The organism is Pseudolysobacter antarcticus (assembly GCF_004168365.1).
Lineage (GTDB): Bacteria > Pseudomonadota > Gammaproteobacteria > Xanthomonadales > Rhodanobacteraceae > Pseudolysobacter > Pseudolysobacter antarcticus.
Genome location: NZ_CP035704.1, coordinates 1,350,436 through 1,364,457, shown reverse-complemented (window position 1 = coordinate 1,364,457; position 14,022 = coordinate 1,350,436). Strand labels below are relative to the sequence as shown.

16 protein-coding genes and 1 other RNA gene are annotated in these 14,022 nt (G+C 58.7%); 2 read left to right on the top strand and 15 right to left on the bottom strand.

All coding sequences use genetic code 11. The features are described 5' to 3' along the window. Positions 1 to 21: 21 nt before the first annotated feature. The 13 genes from rplT to gcvPB form a co-directional block, all read right to left on the bottom strand. On the bottom strand, positions 22 to 381 hold the full coding sequence (rplT, locus tag ELE36_RS05830; protein ID WP_129832178.1) for a 50S ribosomal protein L20: 360 nt from the start codon (positions 379 to 381) through the stop codon (positions 22 to 24). Positions 382 to 395: 14 nt separating this feature from the next. Continuing rightward, positions 396 to 593, bottom strand: coding sequence for a 50S ribosomal protein L35 (rpmI, locus tag ELE36_RS05825; RefSeq protein WP_129832177.1), 198 nt, complete (start codon positions 591 to 593; stop codon positions 396 to 398). 238 nt (positions 594 to 831) lie between these two features. Next, positions 832 to 1,368, bottom strand: coding sequence for a translation initiation factor IF-3 (gene infC, locus ELE36_RS05820; protein WP_425480893.1), 537 nt, complete (start codon positions 1,366 to 1,368; stop codon positions 832 to 834). 160 nt (positions 1,369 to 1,528) lie between these two features. Next, entirely contained in the window at positions 1,529 to 3,430 is a 1,902-nt protein-coding gene (gene thrS / locus ELE36_RS05815) for a threonine--tRNA ligase (protein ID WP_129832176.1), read from the bottom strand. Positions 3,431 to 3,820: 390 nt separating this feature from the next. Next, complete coding sequence (locus ELE36_RS05810) at positions 3,821 to 4,195, bottom strand: helix-turn-helix domain-containing protein (RefSeq protein ID WP_129832175.1); 375 nt, start codon at positions 4,193 to 4,195, stop codon at positions 3,821 to 3,823. A 57-nt stretch (positions 4,196 to 4,252) separates the two neighbouring features. After that, positions 4,253 to 4,555 carry a type II toxin-antitoxin system HigB family toxin gene (locus ELE36_RS05805; RefSeq protein WP_129832174.1) on the bottom strand — a complete coding sequence of 101 codons (303 nt, stop codon included), beginning with the start codon at positions 4,553 to 4,555 and terminating at the stop codon, positions 4,253 to 4,255. 97 nt (positions 4,556 to 4,652) lie between these two features. Next, positions 4,653 to 5,007: RNase P RNA component class A (rnpB, locus tag ELE36_RS05800), an RNA gene on the bottom strand. A 92-nt stretch (positions 5,008 to 5,099) separates the two neighbouring features. Beyond that, a complete protein-coding gene (locus ELE36_RS05795) occupies positions 5,100 to 5,600 on the bottom strand; it encodes a TPM domain-containing protein (RefSeq protein ID WP_129832173.1) in 501 nt (166 codons plus the stop codon). Positions 5,601 to 5,602: 2 nt separating this feature from the next. Further along, the gene (locus ELE36_RS05790; protein WP_129832172.1) at positions 5,603 to 6,532 is read right to left on the bottom strand and encodes a TPM domain-containing protein; all 930 of its coding nucleotides are present in this window, start codon (positions 6,530 to 6,532) and stop codon (positions 5,603 to 5,605) included. 22 nt (positions 6,533 to 6,554) lie between these two features. Further along, a complete protein-coding gene (locus ELE36_RS05785; RefSeq protein WP_129832171.1) occupies positions 6,555 to 7,205 on the bottom strand; it encodes a LemA family protein in 651 nt (216 codons plus the stop codon). Positions 7,206 to 7,296: 91 nt separating this feature from the next. Beyond that, positions 7,297 to 8,007: a TerC family protein gene (locus tag ELE36_RS05780; protein ID WP_129836662.1), complete on the bottom strand. Its 711-nt coding sequence runs from the start codon at positions 8,005 to 8,007 to the stop codon at positions 7,297 to 7,299. A 55-nt stretch (positions 8,008 to 8,062) separates the two neighbouring features. Further along, the gene (locus ELE36_RS05775; RefSeq protein ID WP_129832170.1) at positions 8,063 to 8,431 is read right to left on the bottom strand and encodes a diacylglycerol kinase; all 369 of its coding nucleotides are present in this window, start codon (positions 8,429 to 8,431) and stop codon (positions 8,063 to 8,065) included. A gap of 31 nt (positions 8,432 to 8,462) precedes the next feature. Continuing rightward, positions 8,463 to 9,929, bottom strand: a complete 1,467-nt coding sequence (gcvPB, locus tag ELE36_RS05770) for an aminomethyl-transferring glycine dehydrogenase subunit GcvPB (protein WP_129832169.1) — start codon at positions 9,927 to 9,929, stop codon at positions 8,463 to 8,465. Positions 9,930 to 10,140: 211 nt separating this feature from the next. Between gcvPB and lexA the strand changes: the two genes are divergently transcribed. After that, positions 10,141 to 10,770 (top strand): transcriptional repressor LexA, encoded by a 630-nt coding sequence (gene lexA, locus ELE36_RS05765; protein ID WP_207215872.1) that lies wholly within the window; start codon positions 10,141 to 10,143, stop codon positions 10,768 to 10,770. Between the two features lie 2 nt (positions 10,771 to 10,772). Then, positions 10,773 to 11,393: a translesion DNA synthesis-associated protein ImuA gene (gene imuA / locus ELE36_RS05760; RefSeq protein ID WP_165371492.1), complete on the top strand. Its 621-nt coding sequence runs from the start codon at positions 10,773 to 10,775 to the stop codon at positions 11,391 to 11,393. Between the two features lie 3 nt (positions 11,394 to 11,396). Here imuA and ELE36_RS05755 read toward each other — a convergent pair whose 3' ends face one another. Together ELE36_RS05755 and ubiH are read right to left on the bottom strand one after the other, a co-directional pair. After that, complete coding sequence (locus ELE36_RS05755) at positions 11,397 to 12,581, bottom strand: UbiH/UbiF/VisC/COQ6 family ubiquinone biosynthesis hydroxylase (protein ID WP_129832167.1); 1,185 nt, start codon at positions 12,579 to 12,581, stop codon at positions 11,397 to 11,399. After that, a complete protein-coding gene (ubiH, locus tag ELE36_RS05750; protein ID WP_340642628.1) occupies positions 12,578 to 13,990 on the bottom strand; it encodes a 2-octaprenyl-6-methoxyphenyl hydroxylase in 1,413 nt (470 codons plus the stop codon). Before ubiH ends, ELE36_RS05755 begins: the two co-directional genes overlap by 4 nt. Between the last annotated feature and the right edge of the window lie 32 nt (positions 13,991 to 14,022).

Below are 14,022 nucleotides of genomic sequence, written 5' to 3'. Positions count from 1 at the left end.
CCGGGCGATTCAGCGATCAGATCACGCGGCCAGACCGGCCTTGGCTTTTTCCGCCAATGCGGCAAATGCCTTGATATCGTGAATCGCGATATCAGCCAGCATCTTGCGGTCGACGTTGATCTCGGCTTTCTTCAAACCGTTCATGAAACGGCTGTAGCTCAGGCCGTACAAACGTGCGGCGGCGTTGATACGCACGATCCACAATGCACGGAACTGACGCTTGCGCTGCTTGCGGCCGATGTAGGCGTATTGATGCGCCTTGGTAACAGCCTGTTTGGCAACGCGGAATACTTTGCGGCGGGCGTTGTAATAACCTTTCGCCTTGGCAATAACTTTTTTGTGACGGCGGCGTGCGGTAACGCCTTTTTTGACTCGTGCCATTTCTCAATGCTCCCTTAAAGGTACGGCAGCATGCGAGCGACGCGACCGGCGTCCTCAGCACGTACGTGGTTGGTGGCGCGCAAACCACGCTTACGCTTGGTCGACTTCTTGGTCAGAATGTGGCTCTTGAAGGCATGTCCGCATTTGAACTTGCCGGAAGCCGTCTTGCGGAACCGCTTGGCAGCGGCCCGATTGGTCTTCATCTTGGGCATAACACTAACTCCGTGAGTGTTTTAGTGACTGATTCGAGCGATGGCTTGCGCCATGCTTTCCGTCCTGCTCGTATCGGCTTGTAAGCCCTGACGCTAGGTCCGGGCGGGTTCCAGTATGACGTGCTGCATCCCAAGCCTAGGCCGGGAACCGCGTATTCTGCAGCAATGTGAGGATAAATTCCAGCATTGTCGGCCTTTGGCCAACAATGCTTGCTCACACTGACAACTTTCGCGCGGCTTATTTTTTCTTCGGCGCGATCATCATGACCATCTGGCGGCCTTCGAGGCGCGGATAACTCTCGATCACCGCATCTTCGAGAATATCGGCCTGGATGCGCTTGACCATGAGCTCGCCGAGTTCGGTATGCGCCATTTCGCGACCCTTGAAGCGGATCGTGATCTTGACCTTGTCGCCCTCTTCAAGAAAGCGTTTCAAGTTGCGCATCTTGACGTCGTAATCACCGTCTTCGGTCGAGGGACGGAACTTCAGCTCCTTGATCTCGACCTGTTTCTGTTTTTTCTTCGCGGCATGCGCTTTTTTCTGCTGCTCGAACTTGAACTTGCCGAAATCCATGATGCGGCAGACCGGCGGATCGGCGGTCGGTTGAATCTCGACCAGATCGAGGCCGAGTTCCTGCGCCATGCTCAGCGCTTCATCGCGCGTCATGACACCGGCTTGCTCGCCTTCGGCGTCGATCACGCGGACGCGCGGGACTCGGATTTCCAGGTTCTTGCGATTAGTCTTATCGGTGGCGATTAGTGAATCCTCCAGCAAACCTATCAGGGTGTTGAATACGGACGCTCCTGCCCGTGTTCAACTCGACGCGCACGGAATCGTTCCGCGCTCGTCGCCGACGCTTCAATCAAAACGATGAATGAGGCGCGTACGATCCGTCCATGGATCGTTCCAGCATTGTTGCCAACTGCGATCTAGATCAGCGCAAAGCCTCGGCGCGCAAGCGCTCGGCAAACTCGGCAGCCGTCATAGTACCCAGATCTTCGCCGTTACGCATGCGCACGGAAATGGTTCCGTTCTCTTTTTCGCGATCACCCGCGACCAGCAGATACGGAACTTTCTGCAACGTATGTTCGCGGATTTTATAGCCTACTTTCTCGTTTCTCAAGTCGGATTGTACGCGTAAACCTTGCTGCACAAGGGTTTGCGTGAACTGATCGACATAATCAGCCTGGGCGCCGGTGATATTCAGCGCCATCGCTTGCACCGGCGCGAGCCACGACGGCAGGTTGCCGGCATGGTGTTCGATCAGAATGCCGATGAATCGCTCCATCGAGCCGACGATCGCACGATGCAACATGACCGGCGTCTTGCGGCTCGAATCCTCGGCCACGTATTCCGCGCCGAGCAAACCGGGCATCGAAAAATCGACCTGCATCGTGCCGACTTGCCAAGCGCGGCCGAGCGAATCCTTCATGTGGTATTCGATTTTCGGGCCGTAGAACGCACCTTCGCCGGGCAATTCTTCCCACGTCACGCCGCAAGCACGCAACGCCGAGCGCAGCGTAGCTTCGGCCTTGTCCCACACTTCATCGGTACCGATGCGCTTGTCCGGACGCAGCGCGAGTTTGAGTGCGATATCGCTGAAACCGAAATCGCCGTAGACATGCATCGCCTGGGTATGAAACGCTGTGACCTCACCTTCGATCTGCGCATCGGTGCAGAAAATGTGACCGTCGTCCTGAGTGAAACCACGCACACGCATGATGCCGTGCAAGGCACCGGACGGCTCATTGCGATGACATGCGCCGAACTCGCCATAACGAATCGGCAATTCGCGATAACTGTGCAGACCGTGATTGTAGATCTGCACGTGGCCCGGACAATTCATCGGCTTCAGCGCGTAATCACGATTCTCCGATGACGTGGTGAACATGTTGTCGCGATAATTTTCCCAGTGCCCGGTTTTCTGCCACAACGACTGATCGAGAATCTGCGGACAACGCACTTCCTGGTAACCACTCGCGCGATAAACCTTGCGCATGTATTGCTCAACCACCTGCCAGATCGCCCAGCCTTTGGGATGCCAGAACACCAGGCCCGGCGCCTCTTCCTGCATATGGAAAAGATCCAGCGCCTTGCCGATCTTGCGGTGATCGCGTTTCTCGGCTTCTTCGAGCAGATGCAGGTACGCGTCGAGGTCGGCCTTGTTGAGCCAGGCCGTGCCGTAGATGCGCGTCAGCATCGCGTTATTGTGATCGCCGCGCCAATACGCGCCGGCCACTTTCATAAGCTTGAACGCCTTGAGCTTGCCGGTCGAAGGCACGTGCGGACCACGACACAGATCGATGAAATCGCCCTGCGCGTACAGCGACAGATCCTCGTTGGCCGGAATGCTCTCGATGATCTGCGCCTTGTATTCCTCGCCTTTTTCGCGGAAGAAAACCGTCGCCGCATCGCGCCCCATCACCGAGCGCGTGACGCCGAGATTTTCCTTGGCAATCTTTTCCATTTCTTTTTCGATGACGACCAGATCATCCGGTGTGAACGGGCGCTCGAAAGCGAAGTCGTAGAAAAATCCGTTCTCGATCACCGGGCCGATCGTCACCTGCGCTTTCGGAAATAACCGTTGCACGGCCTGCGCCAGCAGATGCGCGGTGGAATGGCGAATGATTTCGAGCGCGTCGGCATGTTTCTCGGTGACGATTTCGAGCGCGGCATCGTGATCGATGACAAAACTCGTATCGACGAGCTTGCCATCAACCTTGCCGGCGAGCGCGGCTTTCGCCAGCCCGGCGCCGATCGAGGCAGCGATGTCCTGCACGGAAACGGCTTGCTCGTAATTGCGTTTGCTGCCGTCGGGTAGCGTGATATTCAGCATGATAAAACCTGTATCGGATGCAATAAAAAAGGGCGCCGAGCGCCCTGACTAAAATGCGTCATGCGGCGATCCGCATGCGCGAGTGCGCTCAGCAGAGATAACGAATTCGAGAAGTTCGAGTAGACATGTCGCACGCTCGGCCTGACGCTTACGCGCAAGCCACCTGTAGTTTTAAGAATCTGCCAGAGCACAGTCGTGATCGATTTGCACAGCATAACTTAGCGCCAGCCAGCGCTCAACCGATGCCACACCAAATCCGGTGCCGAATCATGCCGCAATCCATCTCGGCGACAGCCTGATTCTGCATCACATGCTCGGGTGGCTCAACGCGCCCCACGTTCTCGACAGCAGGTGTTTGGAACGCACAGTTGCTGTCGTCAGGCACGAAAGTCAGGCGGCATGCACGCGGTGAGGCGGCTTGATAAGGCTCTCCGCAGGAATGCCGAACATCTCGTGCAGCTTCCAGATCATCGGAAGCGTAAGCGACCGTGTGCCATTCAAAACTTCGTAAACACGATTGGTACGTCCGATCGCTGGCACCAAGTCTTGAACAGTAAGCCCGGCTTGCTCCATGCGGAATTTGATCGCTGAAATAGCGTCGGGAAGATCCATGGGGAAATGCTTTTCCTCGTACGCTTCAACAAGCGTTGCGAGGATATCGAGCCTGTCGCCCTCCGGGGTTCCAAAGCGTGCATTCATCAAGCCCTCGATCTCTTTGAGGGCCGCCTTGTGGTCGACATCGGTTTTGATCGGTTTGATATTCATTATTGATGCTCAATTCGGTAATCGTTGTCGTTGTCGTTGGGTATTGCGGCTACTCCATTAGATGGTCTGCGCGTCGATAGCGTCATATTCCTTGTGCGTGCCAATGAAGCGCACGTACACCACGCTGTAGGCATAGTTGATCCACACGATCAGTCGATACTTGTTGCCGGCGATGTTGAACACAACACGACCATCCAGAAGAATGCTGGCAGTGCCAAAACTGGCTTTCACGTCCGCTGGCGATTGCCAAGTAGCCTCATGCGCCTGCTTGAACCATGCATCAATCGGAGCTTTGGCATCCCGGCGCGCAGCGCGGCTTTTGGAGAAGGCTTGGAGTGTTGAGCGGGATATGATGCGCATGCTATGACTATAGTCCCAAATTGGGACTATGTCGACACTTTCGACACAAAAGTGGTCAAACGCTGCACTGACACCAGCATCAGTTGAGCAATAAAAAGTGCGGAGCCGGCCTGTAAGCCGGGTCCTGTCGTGAACAGTCATTCGTCTAGGCCTGACGTCGCCGTCAGGCTCAAGCGACCAACCCGGGAGCGACGCGGGCCGCGTCATAGCTCCCCTATTTGGTCTTGCTCCGGGTGGGGTTTACCATGCCATGCGGCGTTGACCCCGCATGCGGTGCGCTCTTACCGCACCGTTTCACCCTTACCTGATCCGCTTGCGCGGCCATCGGCGGTTTGCTTTCTGTTGCACTGGCCGTCAGTTCACACTGCCCAGGCGTTACCTGGCACCCTGCCCTATGGAGCCCGGACTTTCCTCGAAATGCTTGCGCATCGCGCGACTGTCCGGCCGACTCCGCGGCGGCAGTGTAACTGATCGCGCGCAGCCTCGACGGATAAAATTATTCGCGCGTGATGGCGATGCAATCCGCGGCTGCCGATCGGATCAGTCAAAGAATGATCGGACGATCGGATAATTCGTTCGGATTTTTTTCGTCCGCGCCCAACGGAAAATATTTCGCCAGCAGCGAGCTGATGGCTTCGATGCCGACAATCACGCCTTGCTCGAATTCACCGAGCGCGAAACGTTGTTGCATCTCGCCACAGATGAATTCCCATGCGGTATTGCCGACCACGGCGTGGATCGCACGATCGGCGACGATCTCGACGCGCCGATCCGCTAGCAGCAGATAAATCAATACGCCGCTGTTGTGTGTGGTATCCCAAACACGCAGCAGACCGAACACATCGCGCGCGCGCTGTGCGGCATCGACCTTGGCAAATAGCGCACCGGGCGACAGTGCGTTTTCCACGGCAAAAACAATTTGGCCGCGATGTATGTTTTCGCTCGCGGTGATGGTTTGCTGGATGCGCTGCATGCTTGCTGCGGGAAAAAAACGACGCGCCCCATGACCTGCAAAAAGATGACGCAATAGTCTGGGCATGGCCATGATCACCAGCTCCCCGAAGCGCCGCCGCCACCAAAACTGCCGCCGCCGCCGCTGAAGCCGCCTCCGCCTCCACTACCGAAACTGCCGCCGCCAAACCCACCGCCACCGAACCCGCCGATGCCGCCGCGCGAGGCCAGCGCACCGCCGGTCGAGGCGAGCAATCCGAACACAAAACCGCCGGCGCCGATCGCCAACGCGATCAGTACCGAACCAACCGCCCACCACGCCACGCCGGCTGCCGCGATACCGCACAACCCGCCACGCAGCAACGTTGGCAGCCCGCCGCCGATGCCACGCAGGAATACGGCGACGAACCACGCCATGAATACCGCAGGAAGCCAAGCACCCGAGTTGTCGCCATTGTTCTGTTGCGCGCCTTGATGCGCCCGCCATGCCGGCGGCAATGTTTCGCCGTCGATGAGTTTGCTCAACGCCTGCGTGCCGGCTTCGATGCCGCCAGCGAAATCGTTCTGGCGCAATTTCGGCGCGATGTAGTCACGGATAATGCTTGCGGCGAGCACGTCGGTGATCGCACCTTCGAGGCCATAACCCACCTCGATGCGCAGTTTGTGATCGTTCTTCGCGACCAGCAAGATCACGCCGTCGTCGACTTTTTTGCCGTCAGCGGACTTGCGCCCGATCTTCCACGCTTCGGCCACACGAATACTGTAATCCTCGATCGCTTCGGGCAACGTGCTGGGTACGATCAGCACGACCAGCTGGCTACCTTTGCGTTGTTCGAGTGCGGCAAGTTCGGATTCGAGTTGCTGTGTTTGCGGCGCCGACAGCGTATTGCTCAGATCAGTGACTCGCGCCTTCAGCGCAGGGATTGCGATGAGGCCATTCGCGGTATCCGCGTGGGCGTTATCGAAATGAAAAAGCACAAGCAAAACCAGACTCGCCCCAATCCAGCGCGAGAATGGTCTGGCCATTCCGACAGCGCTCACGCCGCTATCAATGTGCTGGCGCGGGTGCAGGCGGCGGTGTTGCAGGCTGCGTCGCCGGCGCTGTGGCGGGCTTGTCAAAACTCACGGTTGGCGCGGTCGAAATCGCCTTTTCATTCTCCACCGCAAAGTTCGGCTTGACGCCATAACCGAACATGCGCGCGGTGATATTTTGCGGAAAACTGCGCACGTAAGTGTTGTAGCCCTGCACCGATTGCACAAAGCGATTGCGCGCCACGGTGATGCGATTTTCGGTGCCTTCGAGCTGCGATTGCAGATTCTGGAACAAGGCGTCGGATTTCAGCTGCGGATAATTTTCGGTTACCACCAGCAGGCGCGACAGCGCACCGGAAAGCTCGCTCTGCGCGGCCTGGAATTTGCTCAGCAGCGCGGGATCATTTAGCACTTCTGGCGTCATATTGAGCTTGCCGACACTCGCGCGCGCCTCGGTCACCTTGATCAGCACATCCTGCTCTTGCTGCGCATAACCTTTGACCGTACTCACAAGGTTCGGCACCAGATCGGCGCGACGTTGATATTGATTGAGCACTTCCGACCAAGCTGCTTTGACGTCTTCGTCTTTCTGCTGGATCGCGTTGTAGCCGCAGCCGGACAGCAGCGAGAGAATCAACAGCAGCAACAATGCGCGTAACAAGGTCATGGCTCTCTCCGATGGAAACGCTTCAATGCCCGATTGTGGCGTATCCGCGCGGCGAATCCAATGCGCACGCACGGCGGCGTTGGCCTGAGCTTCAGCTCGCGCCGCGTTGTGCGCGCTTGCGTTGTGCGAACTGGTTGAGCGCCTCGACACTCAGCGAGAACGCCATCGCGCAATACAGGTAGCCGCGCGGAATGTGGATCTCGAATCCTTCAGCGATAAGCACCACGCCGACCAGCAACAAAAAGGCCAGCGCCAGCATCTTCACTGTCGGATAGCGCTCGATGATTTCGCCCATTTTATCCGCGGCGAAAATCATCACCATCACCGACAACACGATCGCCGCCACCATCACCGGAATATTGCTGACCATGCCCACGGCAGTGATGACCGAGTCGAGCGAGAACACGATATCGATCACCGCGATCTGCGCGATCACCAATCCAAAACTGGCAACCACATGCACATGTTTCGGATCTTCGGCGCCGCCGAAAATGGCGTCGTGGATTTCCATCGCGCCCTTGACGATCAGGAAGATGCCACCGCCGATCAGAATCAGATCACGGATCGAGATTTCCTGACCGAAGAACTCGAACAGGCTGAAGTGCGTATCGTCCATGCGCGACAGGTACGCCAGCGACAACAGCAATAAAATGCGTGTGCCGCAGGCCAGCGCGAGACCGAAACGGCGTGCCAGCGAACGGCGCTCGACCGGCAACTTGCTGACCGCGATCGAGATGAAAACGAGGTTGTCCACGCCGAGCACGATTTCGAGTGCGCTCAGCGTCAACAAGGCGATCCACATCTGCGGGTCGAACAAAAAGCTCAAGAGTGCAACGCTCCGAAATGCGAAGAGCGAACTACAGGCGTTGCCACAATATCAGTCCCCAACACAGCATCACATTGAGCATCAGCAGAAACACGGCAGCGGAACCCATGTCCTTGGCGCGCCCGGCGAGCTCATGAAATTCCGGACTCACTTTGTCGACCACGGCTTCAACCGCAGAGTTCAACAACTCGGCGGAAAGCACGAGCAACAGACTGCCGACGAGGATCGCTTTTTCGACGCCACCATGTCCGAGCCACAGACCCAGCGGCGCAAAAATGATGAACAGATAACCTTCGAGCCGGAACGACGACTCGTAACGCCAGCCGGCCTGCAGCCCCTTGGCCGACCAGACCAAAGCCTTGGCGATCTGGCGCGGGCCGCGCGGTAATGAGCTCGCCATGATTCAGCCGTCTAGCCGGTTGGACATCGGTTTATGCCACATGCGTTTGCGGCCGATACGCCAGGTTGAAATCCCTCGCCGCCTTGACGTCGTCAAGACGCCGCACCGGCGTGGTGTAAGGCGCACCTTTCATTTTTTCTGGATCCTGCGCGGCCTCTTTCAACAAGCCGATCATCACATCGATGAACTCGTCGAGGGTTTCCTTGCTTTCGGTTTCGGTTGGTTCGATCAACAAACATTCCGGCACGAGTAACGGAAAATAATTGGTCGGCGCATGGATATTGTGATCGAGCAGCGACTTCGAGAAATCCAGCGCGGTGATGCCGTTTTCCTTCTTCTGCCGCGCCACCGTGACGATGAATTCGTGGCTCGCGCGCCGCCCGGGATAGCCGAGGTCGAAACCCGCCTGCTGCAAGCGGTGCATGATGTAGTTGGCGTTGAGGGTGGCGTACTCGGCGACGCGGCGCATGCCTTCGCGACCAAGCAAACGCGCGTAGATGTAGGCGCGCAACAACACCCCGGCATTGCCGGCGAAGCTGGTCAGGCGACCGATCGACAGCGGGCGATCTTTCTTGCGAATCCAGCCGAAGGTTTCATCCGCACGCTTCTCGACCATCGGAATCGGCAGGAACGGCTTCAATCGCTCCGATACACCAACCGCACCCGCGCCCGGACCACCGCCACCGTGCGGCGTCGAAAAAGTTTTGTGCAAATTCATGTGGATCGCATCAAAACCCATGTCGCCCGGGCGTACTTTGCCGAGGATCGCATTGAGATTGGCGCCGTCGTAATACAACAAACCACCGGCTTCGTGCACGAGCTTGGCGATCTCGCTGATGCGTCGTTCGAACAAACCGAGCGTGGACGGATTGGTCAGCATGATGCCGGCGGTTTTCGGCCCGAGCACCTGCTTCAGCGATTCGATATCGACGTCGCCATTCTTGTCGGTCTTGATCTCGCGCACCACACAACCGCACATCGTGGCGGTGGCAGGATTGGTGCCGTGGGCCGCATCGGGCACGATGATTTCGTTGCGTTCGAGATCACCACGATGCTTGTGATACGCCATGATCATCGCCACGCCGGCGAACTCGCCTTGCGCGCCCGCCATTGGGGTCAGCGACACGCCGCCTTTCATGCCGGTGACATCGGCGAGGATTTCCTGCAGGTCGTACATGCAGCTCAGAAAACCCTGCGACAACGAGTCCGGCGCATACGGATGACGCGCAAGAAATCCATCCAGCATCGCCAGCGAATTGCAGGCGCGCGGGTTGTATTTCATCGTGCACGAACCGAGCGGATAAAAATGCGTGTCGATCGAAAAATTCTTGCGCGACAGATTGGTGTAGTGGCGCACCGCCTGCAGTTCGGACACTTCCGGCAGGCCAATCTCACTGCGGCGCAGAAACTGCTTTGGCACATCGGCAGGCACGGTGGCGGCGGCGGCAAGCTGGGCAGCGGCGGTGCGGCCTGGCTGGGAAAGTTCGAAAATCAACATGGGTCAAGGCTCGGGATGCGAAGGCACAAGCCGCATATGATGCCACACTGCCATCGGTGTGAGCAGACGCAATAGATCGCCTGCTGCGATCATGGCAAACCAATAATCGAGGCGATTTCACTGACGCCGATCTGTGCGCCACTGCAAGCTTTGCAGATCGCCGCACAAGCGGGACTTGACAGCCACCACGAATACCACTCAAATGGGTGGTATGGATAATCTCACCGACAAACAGCAAGCGATTCTGGATTTCATCCGTAGCACGATCGCGGCAAACGGTTACCCGCCCTCCAACGCGGAGATCGCCGATGCGTTCGGGCTGCGTGAGCGCGCAACCGTGCGCCAACATCTGCAGGCATTGCAGACCAAGGGCGCGATCGAGATCAGCCCGGGTATTGCGCGCGGTCTGCGGCTGGTCGAAGCAGCGAATACCTCCAGTATCAGTGAGCGTTCGGATTATCTTGAGTTGCCACTGGTCGGGCGCGTTGCCGCGGGCTTGCCGATTACCGCCGATGCGAATCTGGAAGGCCACTTCACAATCGATCGCGCGTTTTTTCATCCGCGCCCGCATTTCCTGTTGCGCGTCGAAGGCCAGAGCATGCGTGACATCGGCATTCTTGATGGCGATTTCATCGCCGTGCATCGCAGCCCGGTCGCCGAAGAAGGCCAGGTGGTAGTCGCGCGCATCGAAGATGAAATCACGGTCAAGCGCTTTCGCCGGCGTGGTTCGAAAATCCTGCTGCTGCCGGAAAACCCCGATTACCAACCCATCACAGTCGATCCCGCGCGCGAGGACTTCGCTATCGAAGGCCTGTATGTCGGCGTGATCCGGAGGTCATGAAAATGAATGCGACGTTTGCCCACACACCGATCCGCCGTCCCAGTGCCGCGCTTGTGCAAATGCATGCCCGTGCGCGCGACGGCCTGCCTACCGGCTGGTCACAACTGGATACGTTGTTGCCTGGCGGTGGCTGGCCGGCGGGCGGCCTGACCGAAATGTTGAATGCGCGCGGCAGTGTCGACGCCATGAGTCTGTTGCTACCCGCCCTGGCCGCGTTGACCCACACCGCAAGGCGCGTGGTGCTGATCGAACCGCCAACCCTGCCTTGGCTACAGAACTTGCGCCAGCAAGGCATCCGCAGCGAGTTTTTGCATGTCATAAAAAACGAAGCGCAAGCCGACAGCTGGAGCGCCGAACAATACTTGCGCACCGGCTGCGCCGCCGCGGTAGTGCTGTGGGCGCATCCGAATGACGCTCTGCGTTTGCGCGGATTGCAGCAAGCCGCCGCGGCCGGTGCGAGTCACGCATTTGTAATTCGTGACATCGATCAGGCGCAGCAAATCAGCCCGGCTGATCTGCGCGTGGCAGTCGGCCGCGATGAACGCGGCATCGCCGTAAACGTATTGCGTTGTCGCGGTCTGCACAAACCAGCGATGGTCGTACTGCCCGCAAACAACTACTGAGAGTTATCTGCGCCCGGCAGCGTGATCCATCAGTCGTTGCTTGATCGGACCCAGGCAATTCAGCGCGGTCAGCCCGAGGCCGCGCACGACCGCCAATGGCGCGCTGTGATTTCCGAACAAACGCTGGATGGCATCAAAACCCCATCCGGCCAGTGCATTTTCGCTGCGGCGCTGACGCTCGTAGGCGCGCAAGGTCGATACACTTCCCGGATCACGCTCGTTGTCGACGGCACGCTCAAGTACATCGCACAACGCCGTGACATCGCGCAGGCCGAGATTGACGCCTTGCCCGGCCAGTGGGTGCACGACGTGCGCGGCATCACCAATCAACACCAGCCGTTCGGCGATGTAACGCTCGGCCAGTTGCAGACGCAATGGAAAACTTGCGCGCGTACTGCATGCTGTTATGGCGCCGAGACGAAAATCAAAAGCCGCACCCAGCTCGGCGCAGAACGCCGTTGTGTCGAGCGCCAGCAAACGTTCGGCTTCGTGCGTCGGCGCCGACCACACGATCGAACAGCGCCCATCCGCGAGTGGCAAAAATGCCAACGGACCGCCCGGCAAAAAACGCTGCCATGCGGTGTGCTCGTGCGCACGCTCGGTCCTCACGTTCGCGACCACGGCACGCTGGTCATAGGCATGTCCGGCCGTGGCGATACCCGACCATTCACGCAACGGCGAAGCCAAACCGTCGGCGGCGATGACCAGACGTGTGCGCAGCCGCGTGCCATCGGCAAGAACCACGACCCGCGCCTGCTCTGCAGACTCGAGTCCGACAATCTTTGCTGGACAAAATAGCGTTGCCGAACTCGTACTCAAAGCCTGCCAGAGTACATGTTGAATCAAACGGTTCTCGACGATATAACCCAGCGCCGCGTCACCGCGATCTGCCGCATCAAAATTCAATTCACCGGCAGCGTTCGCATCCCACACCCGCATGCGTCGATAAGCCGATGCACGTGCGCTACGAATGGACGTCCAGACGTCCAAATCTTCAAACAATTTTATCGACGATGGCGCGAGCGCGACCACACGCAAATCCACTTCATCGCCGACCAGCCACGGCGCCGGCACACGCTCTTCCACTAGCGCCACACGCAACCCCTGGCGTATCAAAACCAGAGCTGCCGCGCTGCCGACCATGCCGGCACCGACGACTACAACATCGAACAACTCGCGCCGACTCATGGCGCGATTCCGTGCACATCGCTGGCCTGCTGATCGTGATCGCGCGGATCGATGCCACGCGACAGCAACGGCACTTCACCGCGGAATCCCATGCCGCGCAGCGCGAGTATCTGTTTGAGCGGCGCGATCCGATCCAGCGCCAGCATGCCGAGCGAACGCAACACACGCAGCGGCAAAAATTCGTTGCCGAAAAAACGCACGAGGCCATCACTGAAAGCAATCACGCCACTACGATCCGACTCACGCCGTGCCGCGTACTGCGCCAGCAGGGTTGCGGCACCGGGATCGGCATCGTCGCGTCGCGCGGCGATCAATAATTCGGCTAGGGTCAATGCATCGCGCAGACCGAGATTAAAACCTTGCGCGCCGATCGGATGCACGGTTTGCGCGGCGTTGCCGACCAACACAGTTCGCGATGCAGTCACGCTCTGTGCCTGCGTGCGCCGCAGCGGATAATTCACACGTTTGCCAATGCGCGCGAGGCGACCGAGCCGATAACCGAAGCGCTGCTGCACGAGATCGAGAAAGTGCGTGTCGTCGAGTTCGGCGATCACGCCGGCCTCCTCGCTCGGCACGGTCATCACGAGTCCCGCTCGGCGTTCGCTCAGTGGCAATAACGCCACTGGCCCGGAGTCAGTGAAGCGCTCGTAGGCGCAACCATCCATCGCCCGCTCGGGCGTAAGCGTGCTGACAAAAGCGGTTTGCGCGTAGTCGTGATGATCGACCGCAATACCAAGGCTTTTGCGCACGAACGAATCGCTGCCGTCGGCGCCCACCAGCAGACGCGTGGCAAGTTGGCGCGTGCCTTCGGCGGTTTTTATTTGCAGCTCGATACGCACTGCGTTCGTCTCGATCGCGGTCACGCTGGCCGGACAAATACGCTCAAGTGTCACGCACTGTTGCAGCCGCGCGAGCAGCGCGTTGCCGAGTTCACGCGCCGGAATCACGGCACCGAAATCCGCAACATCATGCTCCGCAGCGTTTAATCGCACCGCACCGAATTCGCCACGGCGCGTGATATGAATGCGCTTGATCGGCGTAGCCGTCGTGCCGATGAACGACCACACACCCAGCGCGCTAAGCGCGTTCACACTGGCTCGCGCGAGGGCCAGATTGCGCTCGTCGTAACTCGGCTGATGATCGGCCTTGCTACTGACCGCCTCGACTTGCGCCACCGACCAGCCAGCCCCGTCGAGCGCAATCGCCAGACTCGCACCGACTAGGCCGCCACCGACGATCACGACATCGTAATTCTGCTTTTCTGAAGTCATGCAACGATGATACGCGAACCGCATCGGCAACTCGAAACCTGCCGCACCTGCGGCGACATCGCGCAAAATGATCGCCGCATAAAGCTCGACGCCGAACACCTGTCGCCAGCATTCCCAACGCGGGTTGGACTGCCGCATCTGCCGCTTTGCAGTATGCTATGCAACTGCAG